18 protein-coding genes and 1 tRNA gene are annotated in these 22,260 nt (G+C 45.5%); 10 read left to right on the forward strand and 9 right to left on the reverse strand.

Annotated elements, in window-relative coordinates; all coding sequences use genetic code 11:
* From Q7A_RS01190 to Q7A_RS01230, 9 genes are read left to right on the forward strand one after another with little or no spacing between them, the layout of a single operon-like run.
* Complete coding sequence (locus Q7A_RS01190; RefSeq protein ID WP_014705489.1) at positions 1–1,275, forward strand: sigma-54-dependent transcriptional regulator; 1,275 nt, start codon at positions 1–3, stop codon at positions 1,273–1,275.
* A gap of 9 nt (positions 1,276–1,284) precedes the next feature.
* Positions 1,285–2,658, forward strand: a complete 1,374-nt coding sequence (trkA, locus tag Q7A_RS01195) for a Trk system potassium transporter TrkA (protein WP_014705490.1) — start codon at positions 1,285–1,287, stop codon at positions 2,656–2,658.
* Positions 2,659–2,661: 3 nt separating this feature from the next.
* Positions 2,662–3,219: a YqgE/AlgH family protein gene (locus tag Q7A_RS01200; protein WP_041354199.1), complete on the forward strand. Its 558-nt coding sequence runs from the start codon at positions 2,662–2,664 to the stop codon at positions 3,217–3,219.
* Positions 3,216–3,635, forward strand: a complete 420-nt coding sequence (ruvX, locus tag Q7A_RS01205; protein WP_014705492.1) for a Holliday junction resolvase RuvX — start codon at positions 3,216–3,218, stop codon at positions 3,633–3,635. The genes Q7A_RS01200 and ruvX overlap by 4 nt, the downstream gene beginning before the upstream one ends.
* Positions 3,632–4,162, forward strand: a complete 531-nt coding sequence (pyrR, locus tag Q7A_RS01210) for a bifunctional pyr operon transcriptional regulator/uracil phosphoribosyltransferase PyrR (protein ID WP_041354201.1) — start codon at positions 3,632–3,634, stop codon at positions 4,160–4,162. The genes ruvX and pyrR overlap by 4 nt, the downstream gene beginning before the upstream one ends.
* Complete coding sequence (locus Q7A_RS01215; RefSeq protein WP_014705494.1) at positions 4,152–5,123, forward strand: aspartate carbamoyltransferase catalytic subunit; 972 nt, start codon at positions 4,152–4,154, stop codon at positions 5,121–5,123. Before pyrR ends, Q7A_RS01215 begins: the two co-directional genes overlap by 11 nt.
* The gene (locus tag Q7A_RS01220; RefSeq protein ID WP_014705495.1) at positions 5,123–6,406 is read left to right on the forward strand and encodes a dihydroorotase; all 1,284 of its coding nucleotides are present in this window, start codon (positions 5,123–5,125) and stop codon (positions 6,404–6,406) included. The genes Q7A_RS01215 and Q7A_RS01220 overlap by 1 nt, the downstream gene beginning before the upstream one ends.
* A gap of 19 nt (positions 6,407–6,425) precedes the next feature.
* Positions 6,426–6,602, forward strand: coding sequence for a DUF3012 domain-containing protein (locus tag Q7A_RS01225; RefSeq protein ID WP_014705496.1), 177 nt, complete (start codon positions 6,426–6,428; stop codon positions 6,600–6,602).
* A complete protein-coding gene (locus Q7A_RS01230) occupies positions 6,599–7,354 on the forward strand; it encodes an HAD family hydrolase (RefSeq protein ID WP_014705497.1) in 756 nt (251 codons plus the stop codon). Before Q7A_RS01225 ends, Q7A_RS01230 begins: the two co-directional genes overlap by 4 nt.
* 429 nt (positions 7,355–7,783) lie before the next feature.
* Here Q7A_RS01230 and Q7A_RS01235 read toward each other — a convergent pair.
* From Q7A_RS01235 to Q7A_RS01265, 7 genes are all read right to left on the reverse strand, one after another.
* Positions 7,784–7,860, reverse strand: a tRNA-Asp gene (locus Q7A_RS01235).
* Positions 7,861–8,084: 224 nt separating this feature from the next.
* Positions 8,085–8,921, reverse strand: a complete 837-nt coding sequence (locus Q7A_RS01240; protein WP_014705498.1) for a plastocyanin/azurin family copper-binding protein — start codon at positions 8,919–8,921, stop codon at positions 8,085–8,087.
* 145 nt (positions 8,922–9,066) lie between these two features.
* Positions 9,067–11,286 (reverse strand): NADP-dependent isocitrate dehydrogenase, encoded by a 2,220-nt coding sequence (locus tag Q7A_RS01245; RefSeq protein ID WP_014705499.1) that lies wholly within the window; start codon positions 11,284–11,286, stop codon positions 9,067–9,069.
* A gap of 487 nt (positions 11,287–11,773) precedes the next feature.
* Positions 11,774–12,796, reverse strand: a complete 1,023-nt coding sequence (locus Q7A_RS01250; RefSeq protein WP_014705500.1) for an ABC transporter ATP-binding protein — start codon at positions 12,794–12,796, stop codon at positions 11,774–11,776.
* The gene (locus tag Q7A_RS01255) at positions 12,793–14,316 is read right to left on the reverse strand and encodes an ABC transporter permease (RefSeq protein WP_041354203.1); all 1,524 of its coding nucleotides are present in this window, start codon (positions 14,314–14,316) and stop codon (positions 12,793–12,795) included. The genes Q7A_RS01250 and Q7A_RS01255 overlap by 4 nt, the downstream gene beginning before the upstream one ends.
* Positions 14,313–15,350, reverse strand: coding sequence for a substrate-binding domain-containing protein (locus Q7A_RS01260; RefSeq protein WP_014705502.1), 1,038 nt, complete (start codon positions 15,348–15,350; stop codon positions 14,313–14,315). The genes Q7A_RS01255 and Q7A_RS01260 overlap by 4 nt, the downstream gene beginning before the upstream one ends.
* Entirely contained in the window at positions 15,351–16,163 is an 813-nt protein-coding gene (locus Q7A_RS01265; protein WP_014705503.1) for a hypothetical protein, read from the reverse strand. It abuts the gene before it with no gap.
* Between the two features lie 1,293 nt (positions 16,164–17,456).
* Here Q7A_RS01265 and Q7A_RS01275 point away from each other — a divergent pair.
* Complete coding sequence (locus Q7A_RS01275) at positions 17,457–19,625, forward strand: TonB-dependent receptor family protein (protein WP_014705505.1); 2,169 nt, start codon at positions 17,457–17,459, stop codon at positions 19,623–19,625.
* Positions 19,626–20,447: 822 nt separating this feature from the next.
* Here the strand turns inward: Q7A_RS01275 and Q7A_RS01280 are convergent.
* Together Q7A_RS01280 and Q7A_RS01285 are read right to left on the reverse strand one after the other, a co-directional pair.
* Positions 20,448–20,873: a plastocyanin/azurin family copper-binding protein gene (locus tag Q7A_RS01280; protein WP_014705507.1), complete on the reverse strand. Its 426-nt coding sequence runs from the start codon at positions 20,871–20,873 to the stop codon at positions 20,448–20,450.
* 306 nt (positions 20,874–21,179) lie between these two features.
* Positions 21,180–22,256, reverse strand: a complete 1,077-nt coding sequence (locus tag Q7A_RS01285; protein WP_014705508.1) for an AI-2E family transporter — start codon at positions 22,254–22,256, stop codon at positions 21,180–21,182.
* Positions 22,257–22,260: the final 4 nt, after the last annotated feature.

A 22,260-nucleotide genomic window follows, 5' to 3' on the forward strand; every position in this document is an offset into this window, starting at 1 on the left:
GTGAGTACTGAAAAACCACTTATTTTAGTTGTAGATGATGAGCCCGATATCCGTGAGCTCATTAAAGACATACTTGAGGATGAAGCCTACAGGGTTGTCACCGCAAGTAATGGTGAAGAAGCTCGTCTGGTATTCAACCAAAATCAGCCACAGCTGGTGTTACTGGATATCTGGATGCCGGATGTTGACGGTATTACACTGCTCAAGGAATTTAAGCAACAAAACAAGAGTGTCACCATTGTTATGATGTCTGGGCATGGCACTATTGAAACTGCTGTTGAAGCCACTCGCTCAGGTGCCAACGATTTTATTGAAAAACCATTATCCATGGCAAAGTTGCTGCGGGCTGTAGAATTAGCCATTGAAAATCGGACTAAACAGACGGCTCAACGCCATGAGTTTGCATTAGAACCTGTTGGTAAAAGCCCCCAGATGTCGCAGCTTCGTGAGCAGGCTGAGCGTATAGCAGGTCATGAAATGCCAATTTTACTGATTGGTGAAGGTGGCACGGGTAAACACTGTTTTGCTTATTATCTCCATCGTTTGGGCTTATGTAGTAATGGTAAGTTTATAGAAGTCAGTCCAGAAAGCTTTCCATCAGACAGTTACAAACTGATTTCATTAGCGCAGCAAAATACCCTGTATATAAATGATGTGGCTTTGCTTAGTGATGAGGCTCAGGCGATGCTACAACATTTACTTGAAAGCGATAGACTGAAAGAATGCCAATTAATCTGCGCCACTCAGCTTGGCTTGGACAAATTTATCGCTCGCGGCGATTTCAGTGAAGGTCTTTTTTATCAGCTTAATACCATAACACTGCAATTACCTGCTCTACGGGATCATGTAGAAGACATCCCTGAACTGGTGCACTTTTTCGTTGATCAACAGACCACACAAGCTGATCTACCGTATCGCCGTTTTACGGTTGCAGCACAAAATCGACTGCGAAACTATTCTTGGCCAGGCAATGTACTGGAACTGAAAAATGTTATTCAAAGACTATTAGTGCTTGGTGATTCAGATGATATTGATGTCGATGATGTGGAAAAAGCTATGCAGTCTGAGCAGCCACCTCAAGCTGATGATGTCACCGGAATCAACTTTGATCAGCCGCTACGCGAAGCACGCGAACAGTTTGAACGAATTTATCTGCTGCAAAAACTGCAGGAAACCGATGGAAATGTGGGCAAAGCCGCTAAACTGGCGGGAATGGAACGTACCCATCTTTACCGTAAACTTCGAGCACTGGGCATTGATAGTAAACAAGTATAAGGACTTGCAATGAAGATTCTGATCCTCGGTGCCGGACAGGTTGGCGCTTCTGTTGCAGCCACCCTCGCCCGTGAAGATGATGACATTACGCTGGTCGATACCGATGCCAATAGCCTGCATAAACTTCAGGATCACTATGATATACGTACAGTGCAAGGGCTTGCCTCGCATCCCGAGGTATTAGAAAGGGCCGGAGCAGCCGATGCCGATCTGGTGCTGGCTGTCACCAATAGTGATGAAACCAATATGGTGGCGTGCCAGATTTGCCATACGCTGTATAACACGCCAACCAAAATTGCCCGGATCCGTACTCCGGAATACCTCACCAAACCTGAATTATTCAGTAATGAAGCCATTGCCATTGATGTATTAATCAGCCCGGAACAATTAGTGACCGATTATATTGAAAGATTAATCAGTCACCCGAATGCCTTACAGGTGCTGGATTTTGCCGATGGACTGGTTCAGCTGGTGGCGGTCAGAGCCTTTCATGGCGGGCCATTAGTCGGTAACCCCCTACGCGAATTACGTAAACATATTCCCAAAACCGAAACCCGCGTCGCCGCTATTTTCCGTAATGGTAAAGCGATTCTGCCGGAAGCCGAAACGGTTATCGAAGCAGATGATGAAGTGTTTTTTATCGCTGCCAGCAAAGATATCCGCTCAGTGATGGCTGAATTACGGCGGCTGGAAAAACCTTATAAACGCATTATTCTGGCAGGTGGGGGCAATATCGGTATACGGCTAGCACGAGCGCTGGAACATGACTATCAAATCAAAATCATCGAAGCCAATAGTGCCCGGGCTGATTACTTATCTGAAGAGTTATCTAAAAGTATTGTTTTATTAGGCGATGTGGCCAATGAAGAACTGCTGCTTGAAGAAGAAATCGACAATGTGGATTTGTTCTGTGCATTAACCAATGATGACGAGGCAAATATTCTGTCAGCTATGCTGGCCAAACGTCTTGGGGCACGCAAGGTGCTGTCACTGATTAACCGTGCTGCTTATGTGGATCTGGTAGAAAGCGGTACCATCGATATTGCCCTGTCTCCTCAACAAGCGACTATCGGCAGTTTGCTGGCGCATATTCGTCGTGGCGATATAGTTGCGGTACATTCATTAAGGCGTGGTGCCGCCGAAGCACTTGAGGCGATTGCTCATGGCGATAAAAGCTCGTCAATGGTGGTGGGTAGACGAATTGATGAAATTGATTTACCACCGGGCACTTCTATTGGCGCAATCGTGCGTGGAGAGGAAGTGGTTATTGCGCATCACAATACTGTCGTTGAAGCCGAGGACCATGTGATTTTGTTTTTAACCAATAAACGTTATATCAAGGAGGTAGAGCGTTTATTCCAGGTAGGGTTCACTTTCTTCTAATTTATGTCTTACTCTCTTAAACATCATTTTCTCATCGCCATGCCGACGCTGATAGACAGTTTTTTCTATCATTCGGTGATTTATCTGTGTGAACACGACGAAGAGGGTGCGATGGGACTGATTATTAATCGTCCGACCCGGATCATGATGCAGGAACTGCTTAACCATCTGCAGATTACCAATAATTCCGAATGGGCGACTAAAACAGCCGTTCTGTTTGGCGGGCCAGTGCAGAAAGATCAGGGCATGGTAGTGCATGACGGTGGCGAGCAGTGGAAAAATACGCTGAAGATTACTGATGAAACATTTTTAACCACCTCCAGCGATATCCTGGAATCATTAGGCACCGAGAATGGCCCTCCTCATTCAATTGTGACGCTGGGGTATGCTGCCTGGGAAGCCGGACAACTGGAACAGGAAATAGCCGACAACAGCTGGCTTACCGTTCAGGCAACCCCGGAACTGCTATATGAAACACCGGCCGATGAACGCTGGCAGACTGCAGCAAAATTACTGGGCATTGATATCAATCTCATGTCTAATACAACAGGCCATGCATGAGTACAGAGAAAAATATTCTCGGCTTTGACTTTGGCATGAAGAGTATAGGTGTCGCGGTTGGACATCATTTAACCCATACCGCCAGAGGCATCGCTGCCTTATCGGCCCGGGACGGGATTCCAGATTGGGATGATATCGCTAAAATAGTAGCCGAATGGCAGCCCGGCCTTATCGTTGTGGGTTTACCGCTGAATATGGATGGTACTGAACAACTAATGACCACTGCAGCCAGAAAATTTGGCAATCGCATGAACAATCGTTTTAATATCCCAGTGGTCTGGCAGGATGAGCGTTTAACTACTTTTGAAGCGCTCGGCCAAATGGGAATACGCAGTAAAATGCAGACTGACAAACGTAGTGATGTCGACAAACTCTCGGCTCAAATTATTCTTCAATCATGGCTGGACCAACAATGACAATGCCCAAAACATCAGCAGAAATTCAGAGCCTGCTCGAAGAGATGGCTGAAACCATACGCGAAGAACTCGCCGATAAAGATCCGTTGCTGGTGGGGATTCATACCGGCGGGGTCTGGGTGGCAAAAGCATTGCAAAACATCCTTGGAGAAGACTTTTTTGATGCCCCGCTGGGGACATTGAATATTGCCTATTATCGTGATGATTTCACGCGCATTGGCATGCATCCTCAAGTGTCTCCATCCGATCTGCCTTTTGAAGTCGATAATCGTCATCTGGTACTGGTGGATGACATTTTTTACAGTGGTCGCACTACGCGAGCGGCGCTAAATGAAATTTTTGATTATGGTCGCCCCGCCAGTGTCACATTAGCGGTGCTAATCGAGCGAAATGGCCGCGAATTACCGATTCGGCCGGATATTGTTGGTGCCTCCGTTACTTTGCCGCGAAATCAACATCTGAAATTGCGCAATAAAGATGGCTTACAATTGGAGATCCGTGCAGCTGGAGCACTGAATGCCGAGTAATCAACTGACAGAGAGCGGCCAGCTGAGACATTTTCTGACCATTGAAGGTCTGAAACGCCCTTTATTAACCGAAATTATGGATCGGGCTGAACAGTTCTCCGGAATCAGTCACCGTCAAGTAAAAAAGGTCCCGTTGCTTCGCGGCAAAACCATTATTAATCTGTTTTTTGAAAACAGTACCCGTACCCGCTCAACTTTCGAACTGGCCGCCAAAAGACTGTCCGCCGATGTGATGAATTTTAATATCAACACATCCGCCACTTCCAAAGGCGAAAGCCTGCTCGACACTCTGCATAATCTTGAAGCCATGCACACAGATATGTTTGTGGTTCGCCATGATCAAAGTGGTGCAGCCGAGTTTATTGCTCAGCATGTGGCACCACATGTCAGCGTAATTAATGCTGGTGACGGTTGTCATGCTCACCCCACCCAGGCGATGCTGGATATGTTTACCATCCGCCGCCACAAACACGATTTTGCCAATTTACGTGTAGCGATCATTGGCGATATTCTGCATTCGCGTGTGGCACGTTCGCAGATTCAGGCTTTAGCAACACTTGGTGTTGGTGAAATCCGCGTTATTGGTCCACAGACTTTATTGCCAAGAGAAAGTCAGACCCTTGGGGTACATGTTTATCACGATATGGAAAGCGGCCTTGAGGGGGTCGATGTGGTGATAACCCTGCGCCTGCAACTGGAACGTATGCAAGGGGCATTGTTACCCAGCGCTCGAGAATATTTCCGCTGTTACGGGCTAACAGAAGAAAAACTCAAATATGCCAAACCGGATGCCATCGTTATGCATCCCGGCCCCATTAATCGAGGCGTAGAGATAGCCTCATCGGTTGCTGATGGGCCGCAATCAGTAATTCTTGAACAGGTAACCCACGGCATTGCTATCCGTATGGCGGTGATGTCGATGGCGCTGGCCAGTCAATCAGAACAGGCAGAGATCGAATAATGAAGATTTGTATTCTAAATGGTCGCGTCATTGACCCTGCCAGCCAGCTGGATATCGATCAAAATATCTATATTGAAGACGGAAAAATTGTTGCCATAGCTGAAGATTTGTCAGGGTTTGATGCCGATATTGAAATTGATGCGTATAACAAAATTGTCTGTCCCGGCCTGGTGGATCTAAGTGCACGACTGCGTGAACCCGGCCAGGAACACACGGCAACAATAGAAAGTGAAACCCGTGCTGCAGCAGCTGGAGGTGTCACTACACTCGCCGTTCCCCCTGACACAGATCCGGTTATTGATAATCCGGCCGTGGTCGAATTGATAGAGGATCGCGCCAAAAAAGCCGGTCGTACCATGGTCTTGACGGTGGGCGCATTGACCCAAAAACTCAATGGTGAACTATTGGCCGAGATGGCTGCGTTAAAAGCGGCTGGTTGTGTCGGTGTCAGTAACGGCGTAACCGAGATTAAAAATACCGTAGTCTGGAGGCGTGCACTTGAATATGCCGCCACGTTGGATTTAACAGTGTTTATCAATGCAGCCGATCCCTGGTTACAGAAACAGGGGTGTGTACATGAAGGTACTGTCAGTGCCCGGCTGGGGTTATCCGGTATTCCGGAAAGTGCAGAAACCATCGCCGTAAGCCGCGATTTGATTCTGATCGAACAAACCGGAGTACGTGCTCACTTTCATAGTATATCTACTGGTAAAGCGGTTAAGCTGATTCGTGAAGCACAGGATCGGGGGCTACCGGTCACCGCTGATGTCAGTGCCCACCACTTACATCTATGTGAACATGATCTGGGTAATTACGATAGTTTCAGTCATGTGATGCCGCCTTTACGTGGTGTTCGGGATCGTGAACAGCTAAAACAAGGCCTGCGCGATGGCGTTATCCAGGCGGTCTCTTCCCATCATCAACCATTGGATGCGGATGCCAAACTGGGTCCGTTTGCAGAAACGACGCCAGGGCTTTCGGCCCTGGAAACCCTGTTACCTCTTACGCTTAAATTAGTTGAAGATGATGAGATTAGCCTGCATCAGGCTATCGCCAGTCTGACCTGCCAGCCTGCGGCTATTCTAGGAATTGACGCTGGGCAGCTCAAAGCCGGTGCCAGTGCAGATATCTGTATTATTGACCCAGATGTTCAGTATGACTGTTTGCCTTCAGCGTTTATCAGTGCCGGTAAAAACAGTCCATTTGGCGGATGGTTGTTCCAACATCAGGTCAGCCATACCCTGTTTCAGGGTAAAGTTGTTTATCAGCGCGAGTCCAACTAACCCACATGGAGTCTTCAAAATGACTATCTCCCGTTATTGTTTCCGATTTCTTGGGCTGATGACATTAGCCATAGTCTTCTCAGCCTGCACTCCTGAGGTGGGCTCGGATGAGTGGTGTGTACATATGAAAGAGAAACCCAAAGGCGACTGGACAGCTAATGAAGCCGGTGCCTATGCGGAGCATTGTTTGCTTTGAAGATCGCAGAAAACAAATTATTTGCTCTGGATTTTGATGGGGTAGTTTGTGATAGTGCGATTGAAACAGGATTAACTGGCTGGCAAGTCGCAACGCAGCTCTGGCAAGATATGCCTGAAAATATGCCTGAGCAAATCATGATCGATTTCCGCTATATCCGACCGGTTATGGAAACCGGTTTTGAAGCCATATTGATTTGTCGGCTATTATTTGAAGGAATAAAACCTGACCTTTTAATGACTGACTTTACCCAACGAATAGACGCTATTCTTTCACGCGATCAGCTTGATACCACGGATTTGAAAAAACGCTTTGGTGAGTACAGGGATAACTGGATTGAAAATGATTTTTCGGGTTGGATAAAAATGAATCCGCTTTATCCGGGTATCGGCAAACTACTGCAGCAAATCCCATTGTCCCAGCTTTTTATCATTACCACCAAGCAGGAACGTTTCGTTCAGGCAATTCTTCAGGCAAACCAGATAGACATTATCCCGACGCATATTTACGGGTTAGATCGCAAATTGAAAAAACCACAAATCCTGAGCAATTTGCAGCAGTCACATCCTCAAACAACCATTTTATTTATTGAAGATCGTCTGCCTACCTTATTGGATGTCATCAGAACGCCATCGTTATCCACTATCCAGTTATGTTTCGCTACCTGGGGTTATAACACGACTAAAGACCTGCAAGCTGCCCTGAAAAATCCACGAATTAACACTTTGGATACACCCTCTTTACCCAACTGAAATGCTGCTATAAAACTTTGTTATTCAGCGTTGGGTACAAATTTGAGCATGCTTAAAAGGCTTCTTGTGCAGTTCCTTTGAACCATTGACTTACAGCCTAACAAAGTGTTGTTAGCCACCTATGTATCACAGCGATAACGTCATATCATCAGAGCCAAGGCCCGGGGGCTGTTAATCTGTGGATATAACAATCCTGGCCAATAATAATGACCAGCCTTTAATTAGTTTTTGGGGAAATTTATTTCTACTACAAACAACTTTTCTGAATTTTGAGCAGATTTATATTGATAATGATAGTTATAGCGTGGAAGCGAGCGTCGGATGGTAAGTTTCACGGGTTCTCCTGGTATCACCTGTTTCGCTTTATTAATTGAAACAAATTTGATAACCAGACAACACTAACTTAGATGGAAAGGTCTACCATAAAAATGGCGGAGCGGACGGGACTCGAACCCGCGACCTCCGGCGTGACAGGCCAGCATTCTAACCAACTGAACTACCGCTCCGCGACCTGATGGTTTACATACAACCGGTCAGGAAGCGTGCAAGAATACAGCAAAAAATCAAAAGGTGTTAGTGTTCGATAGAAAAAATCGTCCTTTTCTCGGTAAGTATTTGAAACAGTGGTTTTTAAACGATTTTATTGATTGAACAAAATCAACGCTGGCGATAAATAACAGACAAAAAAATCCCCCGGGAGCTCAATTATCAGCTCGCGGGGGAATCTTATTTACATGGCTTCAGCAGCTTGTACCGCTTTCTTAACCAAACGTTTTGCAGCCCCCTTAGCGCCTGAATTTTTAATCTGTTCCAGATTAACTGGTTCACCAACAATGATTACACCGCCCATTCCAGCGCCAAAATGAGGGGTACATTTATAAAGGTAAATGCCTTCTTGCGTAAACGTATGAGTATAGTTTTCACTCATTTTAGAAACCCACATTTCAGCACCTTCAGGAATCAAACCTTCCAGCGATTCGGTATTATGGGTACTCATATTGGTCCATGAAACACTGTCGCCTGGTGCAATTGTTACAACCAACGGGTTATAAATCAAGCCTTGAGCTGTAACGGTATGATTTTTCGACTCTACTGTAGCCTGTTCGACCTCTGCAGCCGCTTCAGCAATACCCGCCTCTTTTTCAACTGCTGCTAGTCTTGCTTCAGCATCAGCCCGACCTTCTGCAGCCGAATTTTCTGCCGCAGCAATCGCTTCATTGGCACGCTCACTTACGCTTTTACTGGTTTCCTTGGCGCTTTCAATAGCGGATTCGACTGCTTCATTAGTATTATCCAATACCTCTTCCTGGGCATTACTTTCCAAAGCTTCTGCTTCCTGTTGGGCTGCCTGAGAAACTTCTTCACTTGTCTCTGTTTTAGCTTCAGATGGAGTAGTTTCACCCGTTGTCTCAGCAGCTTCAGTCATCTTTTCAAGAACTTCGTCTGGAGAGCTTGGGCGTTCATAATGATCACTTGTTCCAGAAATAAATGAAGATACCGCTGCCACCACAAAAATAGCTATGGCAATGATGATGGTTAAAGTAATGATTGATCGGGAATGTCGCATTGGAGCCTCCAAATGATGAATTTGTCACCGATCATACCATCACATCCATGCACTTTATAAGCAAATGTGTGCCCACCTTTAGTTTCTCGCATGCTTTCAGGCCCTTCCCGATAATCGTTCGCCTCTTAATTCTTAAACAAAACGGCTAAATTAATTCGGCAAGGATCTGATTAAACGTCACACTTGGACGCATAATATTCAACATCATCGCATCATCAGGCAAATAATACCCCCCCATCTCCACCGGCTTTCCCTGCACCTCGATGAGGTCTTCAATAATCCTGGCTTCGTTTTCAATCATTGCCTGAGCGATCGGTGTAAAGATTTTCCTCAGTACCGGGTTTTCACCCTGTTCTGCCAGTTTCTGAGCCCAAAACATGGCGAGATAAAAATGGCTACCACGGTTATCCAGTGTACCGGTCTGTTCTTTTGGGGTTTTGTTTTCCTGCAACAGCTTTCCGGTAGCAGCATCCAATGTGTCAGCCAGCACTTTAGCCAGGGCATTGTTTTGGGTATTAGCCAAGTGTTCCAGTGAGGCCGCCAGAGCCATCAATTCCCCTAACGAATCCCAGCTCAAATGATTTTCATCAATGAGTTGGTCCAGCAGTCTCGGTGCGGTTCCACCGGCACCGGTTTCAAATAAACCACCGCCTTTCATCAGTGGTACGACGGAAAGCATCTTGGCCGAAGTGCCCAGTTCCAGAATTGGGAACAAGTCCGTATTGTAATCTCGTAAAACGTTACCCGTGACTGAGATGGTGTCTTCACCCTTACGCATTCTGTCAAGCGTAATCTGAGTGGCTATAACCGGTTCCAAAATCCGGATGTCCAGTCCATCGGTATCGTGTTCCGATAAATATTGATACACCTTGCTGATCAGCCCTGCATCGTGAGCCCGGTTCTGGTCCAGCCAGAAAATGGCCGGGGTATTCGAGAGACGTGCCCGAGTCACCGCCAGTTTCACCCAATCACGGATGGGATCATCTTTCGTTTGGCACATGCGGAAGATATCACCAGCTTCCACTTCAAACTCAAACACAATCTCGCCCCGCTGGTTGGTGACAACCATTTTGCCATCAGCTGATGCCTGAAAGGTTTTATCATGGGATCCGTATTCTTCCGCTTTTTGTGCCATCAGTCCAACATTAGGCACACTGCCCATCGAGACTGGGTCCAGAGCACCATTGGCTTTACAATCATCAATGACGGTTTTGTAAACACCGGCATAGCAGCGATCCGGGATCAAAGCCAGTGTGTCTTGTTGTTCGCCATCTTTATTCCACATCTTGCCCCCTGCACGAATCATGGCAGGCATGGAAGCATCAACGATGACATCGGATGGGACATGGAAATTGGTAATCCCCTTATTGGAATCCACCATCGCCAGGCCGGGTTGTTTGGAATAGACCGCTTCAATATCCGCTTCAATTTGAGTTCGGGTAACCGCATCAACGTTTCTTAGCCGGTTATAGAGATCACCAAGCCCATTATTGAAATCCACACCCAGTTCATTAAATAGCGCACTATGTTTTTCAATTAGCTCTTTAAAATAGGTTTTGACCGCAAAACCAAAGATGATCGGGTCAGAGACTTTCATCATGGTCGCTTTCAGGTGCAACGACAGCAGCACCCCTTTCTGCTTGGCTTCGGCAATGGCATCGGCATAAAAGGCCTGCAGGCTTCTGACACGCATGCGGGTGGCATCGATCACTTCACAGGCCTGAATGGGGATCGATTTTTTCAAAATGGTCTGCTTACCGCTGGCATCAACAAAGCTGACTTGATAATCATCTTGTTCCGCTGAGGTATATGATTGCTCACAGCCATAAAAATCATCAGCTTGCATATGCGCCACATCTGTCGCCGAGTCAACATTCCATTGCCCCATGTAATGCGGATGGCTGCGAGCATAATTTTTGACTGCGGCTGGTGCTCGGCGGTCCGAATTACCTTCTCTCAATACTGGATTTACAGCTGATCCCAGCACTCTGGCATAGCGATCTTTGATTGTTTGTTCTGCAATTGTTTTCGGATTGTCAGGGTAATCCGGCAAGTCATAGCCTTTGGCTTTTAGCTCTTTAATCGCTGCTTTCAGTTGCGGAACCGAAGCTGAAATATTCGGTAGTTTGATAATAATTGTTGCCGGATCCTGAGTCAGATTGCCTAACTCAGCGAGGTGATCAGGGATTTTCTGATCATCGGTCAGATTATCAGGAAAAGTGGCGATAATTCTGCCTGCCAACGAAATATCGCTGATTTCAAAGCTAATCTCTGCGGCCTTGATAAAAGCCGTAATAATCGGCAACAAAGAAAATGTTGCTGCAGCGGGAGATTCATCGACTTTGGTATAAATAATTTTCGACATTCTTGATCCTTGCTAATTTTTCGAATGCTGGGAGAGCATCTTTTTGGTAAACGCTTAATCCAGCCAGAAAGTTATTTGGCAACTGGGAAAGGCCACCGAATTTTGAGCTTGTTTAACGTTTACTGTCTCCATAACTGGAACCCGTATTTTGTCCAACAAGACCGAAATGATGCGGTATTGTTATTCTACAGAAGTCAATTCCAACGGCGCAGTGCATTTTCAGTTACAACAAAGGCGTTGACAAAAGGTCAACAGACCACCTTGGCGAACATTATAAGCCATCAAGACTGTTTATCTGTTGATTTGGCGGACAGTAAAGGAGGGCTCCTCTTGTTCAACGGTCTTCGTGTGTCGACAACTGGATGGGGGAGGGCTTTTAATGCTTTATTCGAGATAACATTGTCTTTGCCTACAGAGCTTGTTTTGAAGGACAGGTCCAGAACTTATCCTCTGAAACGCGACTTAATTGGGAATCACCAGGTGAGTTTTAATTGGCCATACGGGCAAAAACGGCTAAAGGATGAGTGGTCGTGATATGTAGCATGACACGCTGTCCGGGAATAGCGATATTTTCATGACTGCAGCGAATTTTGACTGTAGCACCATTATCTGTTTTAACTGCGTAGAGACGAGCACTCCCTTCATAGCGGCTCCAGATAACTTCACCATTACCTTGTTCGTCCAGGTTCAGTGAAAGGTCATCCGGACGCAACAACAAATCAACCTCACCCGATGCGCTATCAACTGGTGTTGCTGGCGCGTTGCCTAATTGTGTGGCAACAATATTACTGTCCGGCTTCAGTACACCGGGCAAGAAACTGGCCTCTCCGAGGAAACGGGCAACAAATCGATTGGCCGGTTTGCTGTAACAGCTTTCCGGCGAGCCGATTTGCTCCAGCCGACCATCACGCAGAATACCAATTCTATCTCCAACGGATAGCGCTTCTTCTTGATCATGAGTGACCCATATCGCCGGAACACCAGCAGCTTTGAGAGTATTGCGTATTTCCCAACGTAAATCGTCTTTGAGTGCCGCATCAAGATTAGATAATGGCTCATCCAGCAGTACAAATGTTGGTTCATGGGCTAATGTGCGGGCCAGAGCCACACGCTGTTTCTGCCCCCCCGATAAATTAGCCGGCTTAGCATGTCGCCAGGGGTTAAGTCCCAGCAGATTTATCCAGTGATCAACCAGATTCAGGTCTTTCAACTTGAAACTGATGTTCTGTTCAACGGTTAGGTGAGGAAACAGCGCGAAGTCCTGAAAGACCATACCAACATGACGTTTTTCCGGCACCAGCGTATTCTTCGCGGTCACTGCCTGAGAGCCAAGCTTGATGACTCCTTCAGAGATCGGAATCAGTCCAGCAAGCGCTTGAAGAATAGTGGTTTTACCGCACCCAGTTGGACCAACCAGTGTCAGTAATTCAGCCTCACCCAGTGTCAGGCTGAGATCATCCACGACTTTTTTCTGAGCATAATGGACAGACAGATTATGAATTTCAATCATGAATGATAGGTATCTTCTAGTACATCAGTTTGATTCCAGCGTTCACCGTAGAACATAACAGCAAGCGCAAGGACGGAAATCACCACTAGCAACAGGCCCGGGATGGCAGCCTGCCCAAAGTAACCTGCTTCATAAACTCGCCACAGATAGGTTGCCAGAGTTTCAAAATCAAAGGGACTCAGGATTAGTGTCGCCGGTAATTCTCGCATGACTTCGAGGAAGACTAAAGCCGCCCCAGCGACGATACCCCGAATACTCAACGGGAAAGTGATTCGTCTGAAAGCTTCTTTGCGACTGGCACCCAGTAACCGTGCCGCTCTGACCAGGCTGGGATCAAGCCGTTCGGAAGTAGATCGAATCGCACCCACCGCCAGTGGCAGAAAACGCATTACATAAGCTATAACCAATAAAGCCATTGTCTGGTAGAGCACTGAAAACTGCAGACCAACATAGACCAGTGCTGTTCCCATCACAATGCCGGGCACACCAAACCCAAGAAAGCTGACCCGTTCCATCAGCCTGCCAAACTTACCACTGATAGCGGCTTGTGCCACTGGTAAAGCAAAAAGCACCGTGGCAATTGAGGCGAATAGTGCTGCATACGCAGAGTTCCACGCATAAATCAGTTCGAAGTTGCCAACCCCCTCGCGCCATAACCAGATGCCAAATATCGTCAGAGGCAACAAAATCGCCAGAATTACCACCGGCAGACAAGCCAGTAACATCAACGCTGTTCTCAAGCGTCCAGGCCATAAGGATAATGATTTTCCGGGTCGCTCGTGGGTGCCAATAACACGTGACTCCAGAAATAGAATTAAGCCGACAATCACTAGTAACTGTAGAGAAAGCATCGCCGCCTGACTCAGACCAAAACTATTGTATTCGACATAAATCATTCTGGTAAAAGTATCCAACCGCAGGATCGCTGGTGTTCCGAAATCAGACAAGGCATACATAGCTGCCAGCAAAGCACCCGCTGCAATTCCGTTGGTAATACGAGGTAAAATGACATACCAGATGCTACTGAACAGAGACATTCCCAAGGTGCGTGCCGCATGCACCAGACTGGCATCAAGACTCAGTAAGGAGGCCCGCACAGTCAGCATTACAAAGGGATAAGTATATAAAGCCATCACCACGCTGGAGCCGAATAAACCATCAAAAGCCGGTGTGGCCAGCCCTGTCAGCTGGTCTATTTCCCCACCGGGGCCGAAAGCGGCATAAAGTGTAAAAGCACCTATATAACTGGGAATGGCTAGAGGGGCAGCCAGTAATACCAGCCAAAACTTTGCCCACGGCAACTTGACATAGGCCGTCAATAAAGCCAACGGAACCCCGATTAAAATCGCACCGACGGCGGTGAACACCATCAATGATAGTGTGTTACTTAGGATTTGAAGATTACGCGCATCAAACAGTTGTGGACTGTCTGTTGCCAGTACCATCAAGACTAATACCGGCATTAACGCCAGCAGAGAAATGACAAATGCCAGGGGATAGGACGGGGACCATCGTGTCATAGAACGCCAGCGTTTCGCATCAAATCAATGGTAGGACGCAAATCGGCTAGGCGAGTCAAATCAATGTTCGGTGGGTTGATGGTTTTTAGCGAAGGTAACCCTTCAGGAAGGGGTACATTGTTGACCAGTGGAATCTCACAGGCCTCTTCAGCCAAATAAGCCTGTACTTCCCTAGTCAACAGATATCGAATAAAGTTAACCGGTAACTCACCTTCTTTCAACGCCAGAATACCAGAAGTATTGACCAAACAGCCTGCATCATCACGGGTAAAAGCTAAATCAACATGGGCATCTGGCTTACCTGCTTTCAATCGTAGCGTGTAGTAGTGATTCGCCAGACCGATATCGACCTCACCACGCTCAACAGCCATCACAACGCCAAGCTCTCCAGCATATTGTTTTGCTTTTTTGTTCATGGCCTGCAGCCACGCTGTGGTTACTTTATCCCCTTCCAGAAGACGCATGGCTGTAACAAACGATTGAAACGCGGCATATGCCGGAGCCCAACCAATACTGAAATGACTATCCGGTAACGCCATAATATCCTGAGGAATCACCTCCGCGTTGAAGCGCTCTGTATTGTATGGGATTGTACGAATCCGTCCAGTGATGGGAGCCCAGTCAGCGAAGCGAAACGCCGGTTTTAATTGACCAATGAGATCTTCTGGTAGACTTTTTGCCAATCCGGCAGCGGTGACCATTCCAATTGCTCCGGAATCGACTGCCCAGAAAACATCTACCCGCCTCACCCCCGCTTTGGCTTCAGCCAGAACAGCATTCGTCAAAGATGCTGTCGGCCCACGCCGAATCCGTAGTTTGAAATCAGGGTTGCGGTCTTCAATCGCTTTAATCACATTCTCATACAATCCCCCCTCCCCTCGGCCAAGATAGAGTGTCAACTCTCCTTTCAACTTGGGCAAATCCTCCACGGAGACAGCACTGTGCGGATCGGCCAGTACCTGATTGATACTAAGTGGCAAAGCGCCAGCAGCGGCTAGCGTTGCCATGGATTGCATAAAGGTTCTGCGTTGCATTTAGAAAACGTCCTTTCTCTTTTCAGCTGATTGCGACAACAAAGAGTGAGCATCATCTATTTTACCTTTCATGGTATTCACAACATCACGAACCTGATCAATGTTGTCAGCTTTGGCAATTGCCTGCGGTAGTACAACATTGAAGTCTTTTTCCATGTCTTCAACCAGGTTGGCGTCAAGCGAAATGAGTTCACCTTCTACACCTTCAAACAGATTCAGGTAAATATCATGCACTAAACTAACGGCTTCTTTAGGCAGTTTTTCTGCATATTTGGCAACCACACGATCCAGGCGATTTTTAATCGCATCCAATGTTTCCAGTGAATTCGTCGGATTTGCCTGCGTAATGGTGACATGATCGGTCAATCCTTTATCCTGATATTGCGCAGCCAGTTTGACAGCTCCTAATGCCTGCCATAAAGACTGCTGCAGAAACAGCTGTTGTTTTCGAACCTCTTCAATAGGGGCTTTATCTTCGATGGCGCCTTTAATGCCAAAAAGGCCCTGCCAGATTGACGCATAAACAGGGACATAATTGGTTTCGATAGCTGAGTGGAATTTCACCTCTTCCCAGTATTCAACCAGCTGCTCTGGTTTGGCTTCTTCGACGCCACCGTTAAGATAGCGAATGATCATTTCTTCAACCTTGGTGTTCAGCCAATTCACTTCCTCAGTGTAGTTTTCGATGTTGTCAGACAGGTGGTTAACATGCTCGCCAACGGGTCCGTTAGCAAAAGTTGCCGATGCTGAAAACAACACGGCGGCCCCCAACAGGTTGATCCAATGCTGACGTTTAATCCTATTGAAAATCATCGTTTTATGTCTCCTGAAAGCAGAATGGTTTTTAGATCATCGAAAATTTGATAATGATACTCATTTCTATTACCAGGGTAAACAGAATGTTCTCCTGACTCTTGTTTTTCTATGAGCATTGTTACTCAAGTGTAAGGTCTTGTTGGTCGTTCAGTTACCTCACTGTTGGAGACTCTTTTTTCGTTCACAAATCAAGTTTGAAATAATGCGATCTTGTTATTCTACAGAAAACCGTTCTACCTCTCTGCGATGGAATAAGCCCTGGGCTGGTTCAGGATGGCTTTTCACCCATCACTGCTTGTTTTTTTCAGGCAACGCAGCAAGACCAGCTTTTCAACTTCTACCCGTTTTTATTTCGTTTCAGTTCATCTTTGAACACTGTCTTTTGTGTCAACAAACCATGGTTGACATGGGCATACGCACGCACTGGAGTTCTTATCACTTTCAATAATGGTCACCATGACTTTCTTTCTATTTAAAATGTCTTTTCCCGTGTGTGCGTTTACTTTTGGTTGCGCCGTCTGAGAAGTTTCTTCATCGTATCGAGGCAACTTCAAAACGAAACATTTCATCGTCGAAGCAACGGTTTCAGATCTTTTCTTCCGTTGTCTGGACAAGTTTAATGCCCAAAATGTCAAAGGTAATGGATGAACCGAATGACGACAGCAATGGCAAGAATGATGGTGGCAGCACTCATTGAACAAACTTGCTTTATTGGTCTGCCATTGATGAAACGGCTATCCGACATACCCTCTTGTAACACTATTCATAGGATAAAAAAGGACTTTCGTTGGTATAAACCAGGGTATTCCGACAAGAACAACGTTTGCTTTGTGTTTTCAACTGTCAAACCTATTCTATACAGCTATAGAAGGATTTTCAGGCAAGGTCAAAGCAAGGCTTTTCTCCTGAAATTTTGTGCGCAAATTCCCAAAGAGTGTTTATAAAAACAAACTCAAACCCCTTATTTCGTTGTTTTTAAGCAACAATTTTTCGTGTTTTGGTCTTGTTAACAACTGTTTTAAAAAGTGTTTGTTTATAACCATATAAGTGAAATATTTCAGCCATCTATTAAAAGGGTTCCAATTTTCATATTGATATAGCTAAACAACAACTAAAACCATTCTCTCTCAAAAGTGGCTTATTTAAACCACTCTCAAATGCCTCGAGTCTTTTATAGGCTACATCACCGTGTCCCCACTTTTATCTAACGCTGTTTTAGGAATTTTTCCTATACCCAGCCCATAAGCGTAGCGCTAGCCTGCACGGGCTTTTTACGTACAGGAGAGAGAAATGAATCTAAAACCAAAACTCATCAGCTCCGCGATAATGTCATCGCTGATGCTGATGCCTTATGCCGTTCTGGCTGAGGAAGATACTGTTGATTCGGGCAAAATGACTGTTACAGGAATTCTGCCGGACCGCTTGGAAGCTGTTTCAGGCTCTTTCAGTATCATTGATGAGGAATATCTGGAAGAACGTCGGCCGATATCTAACCTGGAAAGGATGAGATCAATACCAGGCATCAATGTAGTTGCTGACGGCAGTATGGGGTTTGATACCAATATTGGTATCCGTGGCCAAAACCCACGTCGTAGCGCCAAAGCAATGATTATGGAAGATGGTATGCATTTACAATTGGCTCCATATGCCGATCCCGTTGTGCATTACACCACCCCATCACAAGCCATTAACCGTATTGAGGTCATTAAAGGTGCAGGTCAAATCCTTTATGGACCACAAACGCTTGGTGGTGCCGTGAACTTTGTCACCAAACCCGTTCCACGTAACGGTGAAATTGAAGGAAGTGTCACCTCCGCTTTTGGTAACCAAGGTTATCGTATGCTGAACGGCAGCGTTGGTTTTGGTAATGAAATTGGCGGAGTTATGTTTGATTTCAACCAGAACAAAGGTGACGGTGTTTATGACGATGCTGAGTTTGATGTTAAAGACTACCGTTTTAAAGGTGAGCTGGATATTACCGGCCGCCAAACGCTTGCTTTAAAACTGGTCCACACTCGTGACCGTCGCAATTCAACTGAGGCCTACTTAACCCCATTTGAATATGATCAAGATCCTTATTCCCACCCGTCCATTGAAAACGATGAATGGGAACAAGATCGTGATGTCGTTCAGTTACAACATATTTTCAGAGTGAATGATAACTTTAAGCTGAGTTCTCAAGCGTATTACACCGATACCTTCCGTAATGGTTTACGCAGTACCGAAGAAAATGAAGATGTGCTAGATGATAACGGTAATATCACTTCTTTATTTAGAAATTGTCCAGATGAAGGTGGTGAAGGTATACCGGCGGGTAACGTGGCTGATATCAGTCAATGCGGCGGTCGTCACGCACCTCGTCAATACTATACTCGTGGCATAGAAACCCGGGGCGACTTGTCGCACAGTCTGTTTGGCCTTGAGCATGACACTATCTTTGGAGTGCGTTACCACGAAGAAAATGTGCATCGTCAGGAAATCCTGGCACAAAATGCTGCTGAACGTGAAGACTATGATTTGGCGTTAGCCAATAATCCGGATGATGTTGAAGAAGGATTTTATAAAACTAACGCACTGTCTTACTACATGCAAAATACTACGTATGTAGGTAATTGGTCTTTCACCCCAGGCTTTCGTGTGGAAGATGTACGTACCAGTGAAACCATCTTTGATGGCGGCGTTCAAGATAGTCGTGAAAGCCTGTCCTACACAGAGTTTTTGCCAAGCTTTGGTTTAACCTGGAATGGCATTGCTAACACAACCATCTTTGCCGGTATTCATAAAGGTATTGCACCAGCACGAGCAGACCGTGAATTTAGTGAAGATGGTGGCCGAGCTGAACCAGAAGAAAGCACCTTGTATGAAGTAGGTGTACGCAGTACCTATTTCAAAGGCATCAGCTTTGAAACAGCGCTGTTCCATAACGATATTAAAAATACACTGATTGATTTTGGTAATACGTTTGATAACAGCGGCGACAGCAAACAAACCGGTATTGAAGTAGCGGGTCGTGTTGATTTCGGTGATATTTATGGCTGGTCAAATAACATTTATTTGTCAGGGGCGTATACCAATCTTTGGACTGCTGAATATGAAGATGGTCCAGATCCAACAATTAACGGAAACAGAATGCAATATGCACCTGAGCACCTGTTAAACATTGACCTCGGCTATGAACATCAAAGCGGCGTACATGCTCGAATCGGTGTACAACACGTCAGTAAACAATTTGTTGATGATGGAAATACTCGCGTCGAAGATGTTAGCGGTCTTCAGGGAACCATTCCAAGCTTTACTATCTGGAATGCTACGGTTAATTACCGCGTGCCGAATACTGGTGTAACGTTATTTACCGGAGTTGAAAACCTGTTTGATAAAGAGTACCTAGCCAGCCGTAACGAAGGTAAGTTAGCGGGTCGAGAACGTCTTTACTACGGTGGTATTACTTATAACTTTTAATCGGTTTCAACGTTGACGGAGATGGTTTTACAGAACATATTTTAATATGTATAAATAAACAGTCTTTTCTCCCAGATTTGCTGTTTCTGTAAGACCTTTGCCGACAAGCCCCGGTATTTTTACCGGGGCTTCTTTTTTTTCAGAGAACGGAAGGTTGAACTTATACTATTTTTGATATTGGCGATATGGCTGACGTTTATTTTTAACCGTTCATGTGCCTGCTTGAAGCTGTATAACCATTTGAAAAGCCTAAATCAAGCTCCATAGTTTTCACTAGAGAATTTTCATCTTCTGGCAAGCTGTTGTTGAAAAATAGCTTACATCACGTTTTTTGATATCTTCCCTGAGAACAACAATAAACCGTATCTATAGCGTTTTACTTAGTTTCAGCCAAGCTATGTTCGTAAATTTAGCCCATCCTGGGTACTCTTAATTGCTTTCTCAATTACTTAGCCTGATGTTATTGATGTTCGGTACGCTGTCTTGTTGCACATAACGTATGACGATTTTGTTCCGACTCAATTTTTTGCACCGTCTTCTGCACGAGGCAATTAAAGGCCGTTGTCCAGGCTTCTGTCATGATCGTTGGTTTTTATTTGCTTATCCATCTGGTTATTGGTGGTATTAAGAACGTTTCGTCAGGCACCCGTATCGCTCGTTACCGAGTGAATGCTGCATGCCTGCTAAACGAAACTTCATGAACAAATAATATTGATAACCGTTATTTAAAAAAATAAAGACTAATCGTTCCATCTCAAAGATATAAAAAAACCTCCCGTCGTTATAAAAACGGGAGGTTTTAGTGGGCTACCTTTAAGTTGATTACATTGCTTCAGCTTCAGAAATGGCTTTTTTAACCACTCGACCAACCCCACCTTTTGCATCGGCAGCTTTAAGAACATCCAGGTTTGTTGGTTCACCAACAATAATGGCACCACCCATACCGGCGCCAATATGTGGAGTACATTTATAAACGTAAATACCTTCTTTTTCAAAAGTATGTTGGTAGTTTTCACCCATGGAAGAATTGATTTTTTCTGTACCTTCTGGCACTAAACCATCAATTGTTTCAACATTATGAGTGGGCATATTTTCCCATTGAACGGTATCACCTGGTGCAATTTTGACCACTAAAGGCTCAAACTTCATACCAGCAGTCGTAACCACATGGGTCTCAGCAAAAGCAGTCATCGAAAACATAGATGCAGCACCTATTGCTGCCGCGATCAGTGATTTGCCATATTTCATAAGTATTTCCTTTCTTTAATTGAGTTATTTGCCACAGTGCTAAGCTAGTCTCCCATAGTTAAGCTGAACACATACTGAACATATTCGGTATGTATTTTCAGGTATTAAACATTAGTGGCAAAAGCAATCCCGAAAGCTGTATCAAAGTAACCGTATCTACACTAAAACCTGTACACCAATATGGAATGGCGCTCGAAGGTAATTATGACAGCCACATCATGCTGTCGTTTATTTATGATATGGCTGTCAATGGGGGTTGGTTAATTTGTGTACCGAAACGGCGAATAGAAGACTTATCAAGTTCTGTCATTCCGCTTTAATCTGTGACTTCAAGCCTCTCGGCCAGGCAGTAACCAGCGATTTCAGTAACGTGGCCAAAGGTATTGCAAAGAAAATACCCCAAAATCCCCAAATCCCGCCAAAGAACAGAACCGCTAATATAATAGAGACCGGATGCAGGTTGACGGCTTCAGAAAATAGAATGGGAACCAGTACATTTCCATCCAGAGCCTGAATAATGCCATACGCCACCAACACATAGGCAAACTCATCTGTCAGGCCAAAATGAAAACCCGCCACAGCTGCAACGGGTATCGTTGCTACGGCAGCACCGATAAAAGGAATAAGTACAGAGAAACCGACTAAAACGGCCAATAACGCCGAATACGGCAACCCAAACCAGGCAAAGGTAATAAAGGCAACCGTGCCAACAATAATAATTTCAACCACTTTTCCACGCACATAATTGGCGATCTGACCATCCATCTCTTTCCAGATCCGACTCATCAAACCACGCTTTTCGGGCATCATCGATAAAATAAACTTAACCAGTTTCTCGCGATCTTTGAGCATGAAAAAAACTAGAATCGGCACCAGCACCAGATAAACAATCAGCCCAATAACGTTACCTAGCGAAGCCAGCGATAACGTGAGCGCTCGTTGGCCATAAACACTCAGTTCACGCGCGACCATTGAAATCCAGTTCTGTATTTCATCCGGTGTTATCAGTGTTGGATACTTTGCCTGAAGTCCATCCAGCCAGGTCTGTCCACTGGAGAGCATCCTGGGGGTTTCAAGAACCAGATTGACCAGCTGATTCCATAACAATGGCATCAGCAAAAAAGCCAGGGCCAACATCACGCTGACAAAGCCCAAAAAGACTATCGCCACAGCGACCGTTTCCGGAATATGTTGCTTCACCAACATATTCACGACTCCTTGAAGCAGAAAGGCGATGATCAGAGCGGTAAAAAACGGTGCCAGCATGCTGCCTAACCAGATGATTACCGCAAACCCCAAAATCAGGACTATCAGCAAAATGACGGCTTCTTCGTCAGAAAAATATCGTTCTGTCCAATCTTTGAAAACTGCGCGCAAGGTCATATCT

This window comes from Methylophaga nitratireducenticrescens (assembly GCF_000260985.4).
Lineage (GTDB): Bacteria > Pseudomonadota > Gammaproteobacteria > Nitrosococcales > Methylophagaceae > Methylophaga > Methylophaga nitratireducenticrescens.

What these genes read in the sequence shown, in the direction of transcription:
- Q7A_RS01285 (WP_014705508.1), bottom strand. Translation starts at nt 22,256, where the DNA reads ATGACCTTGCGCGCAGTTTTCAAAGATTGGACAGAACGATATTTTTCT.
- Q7A_RS01240 (WP_014705498.1), bottom strand. Translation starts at nt 8,921, where the DNA reads ATGCGACATTCCCGATCAATCATTACTTTAACCATCATCATTGCCATA.
- ruvX (WP_014705492.1), top strand. Translation starts at nt 3,216, where the DNA reads ATGAGTACAGAGAAAAATATTCTCGGCTTTGACTTTGGCATGAAGAGT.
- Q7A_RS01280 (WP_014705507.1), bottom strand. Translation starts at nt 20,873, where the DNA reads ATGAAATATGGCAAATCACTGATCGCGGCAGCAATAGGTGCTGCATCT.
- Q7A_RS01250 (WP_014705500.1), bottom strand. Translation starts at nt 12,796, where the DNA reads ATGATTGAAATTCATAATCTGTCTGTCCATTATGCTCAGAAAAAAGTC.
- Q7A_RS01220 (WP_014705495.1), top strand. Translation starts at nt 5,123, where the DNA reads ATGAAGATTTGTATTCTAAATGGTCGCGTCATTGACCCTGCCAGCCAG.
- Q7A_RS01265 (WP_014705503.1), bottom strand. Translation starts at nt 16,163, where the DNA reads ATGATTTTCAATAGGATTAAACGTCAGCATTGGATCAACCTGTTGGGG.
- Q7A_RS01225 (WP_014705496.1), top strand. Translation starts at nt 6,426, where the DNA reads ATGACTATCTCCCGTTATTGTTTCCGATTTCTTGGGCTGATGACATTA.
- Q7A_RS01275 (WP_014705505.1), top strand. Translation starts at nt 17,457, where the DNA reads ATGAATCTAAAACCAAAACTCATCAGCTCCGCGATAATGTCATCGCTG.
- Q7A_RS01260 (WP_014705502.1), bottom strand. Translation starts at nt 15,350, where the DNA reads ATGCAACGCAGAACCTTTATGCAATCCATGGCAACGCTAGCCGCTGCT.
- Q7A_RS01245 (WP_014705499.1), bottom strand. Translation starts at nt 11,286, where the DNA reads ATGTCGAAAATTATTTATACCAAAGTCGATGAATCTCCCGCTGCAGCA.
- trkA (WP_014705490.1), top strand. Translation starts at nt 1,285, where the DNA reads ATGAAGATTCTGATCCTCGGTGCCGGACAGGTTGGCGCTTCTGTTGCA.
- pyrR (WP_041354201.1), top strand. Translation starts at nt 3,632, where the DNA reads ATGACAATGCCCAAAACATCAGCAGAAATTCAGAGCCTGCTCGAAGAG.
- Q7A_RS01200 (WP_041354199.1), top strand. Translation starts at nt 2,662, where the DNA reads ATGTCTTACTCTCTTAAACATCATTTTCTCATCGCCATGCCGACGCTG.
- Q7A_RS01255 (WP_041354203.1), bottom strand. Translation starts at nt 14,316, where the DNA reads ATGACACGATGGTCCCCGTCCTATCCCCTGGCATTTGTCATTTCTCTG.
- Q7A_RS01215 (WP_014705494.1), top strand. Translation starts at nt 4,152, where the DNA reads ATGCCGAGTAATCAACTGACAGAGAGCGGCCAGCTGAGACATTTTCTG.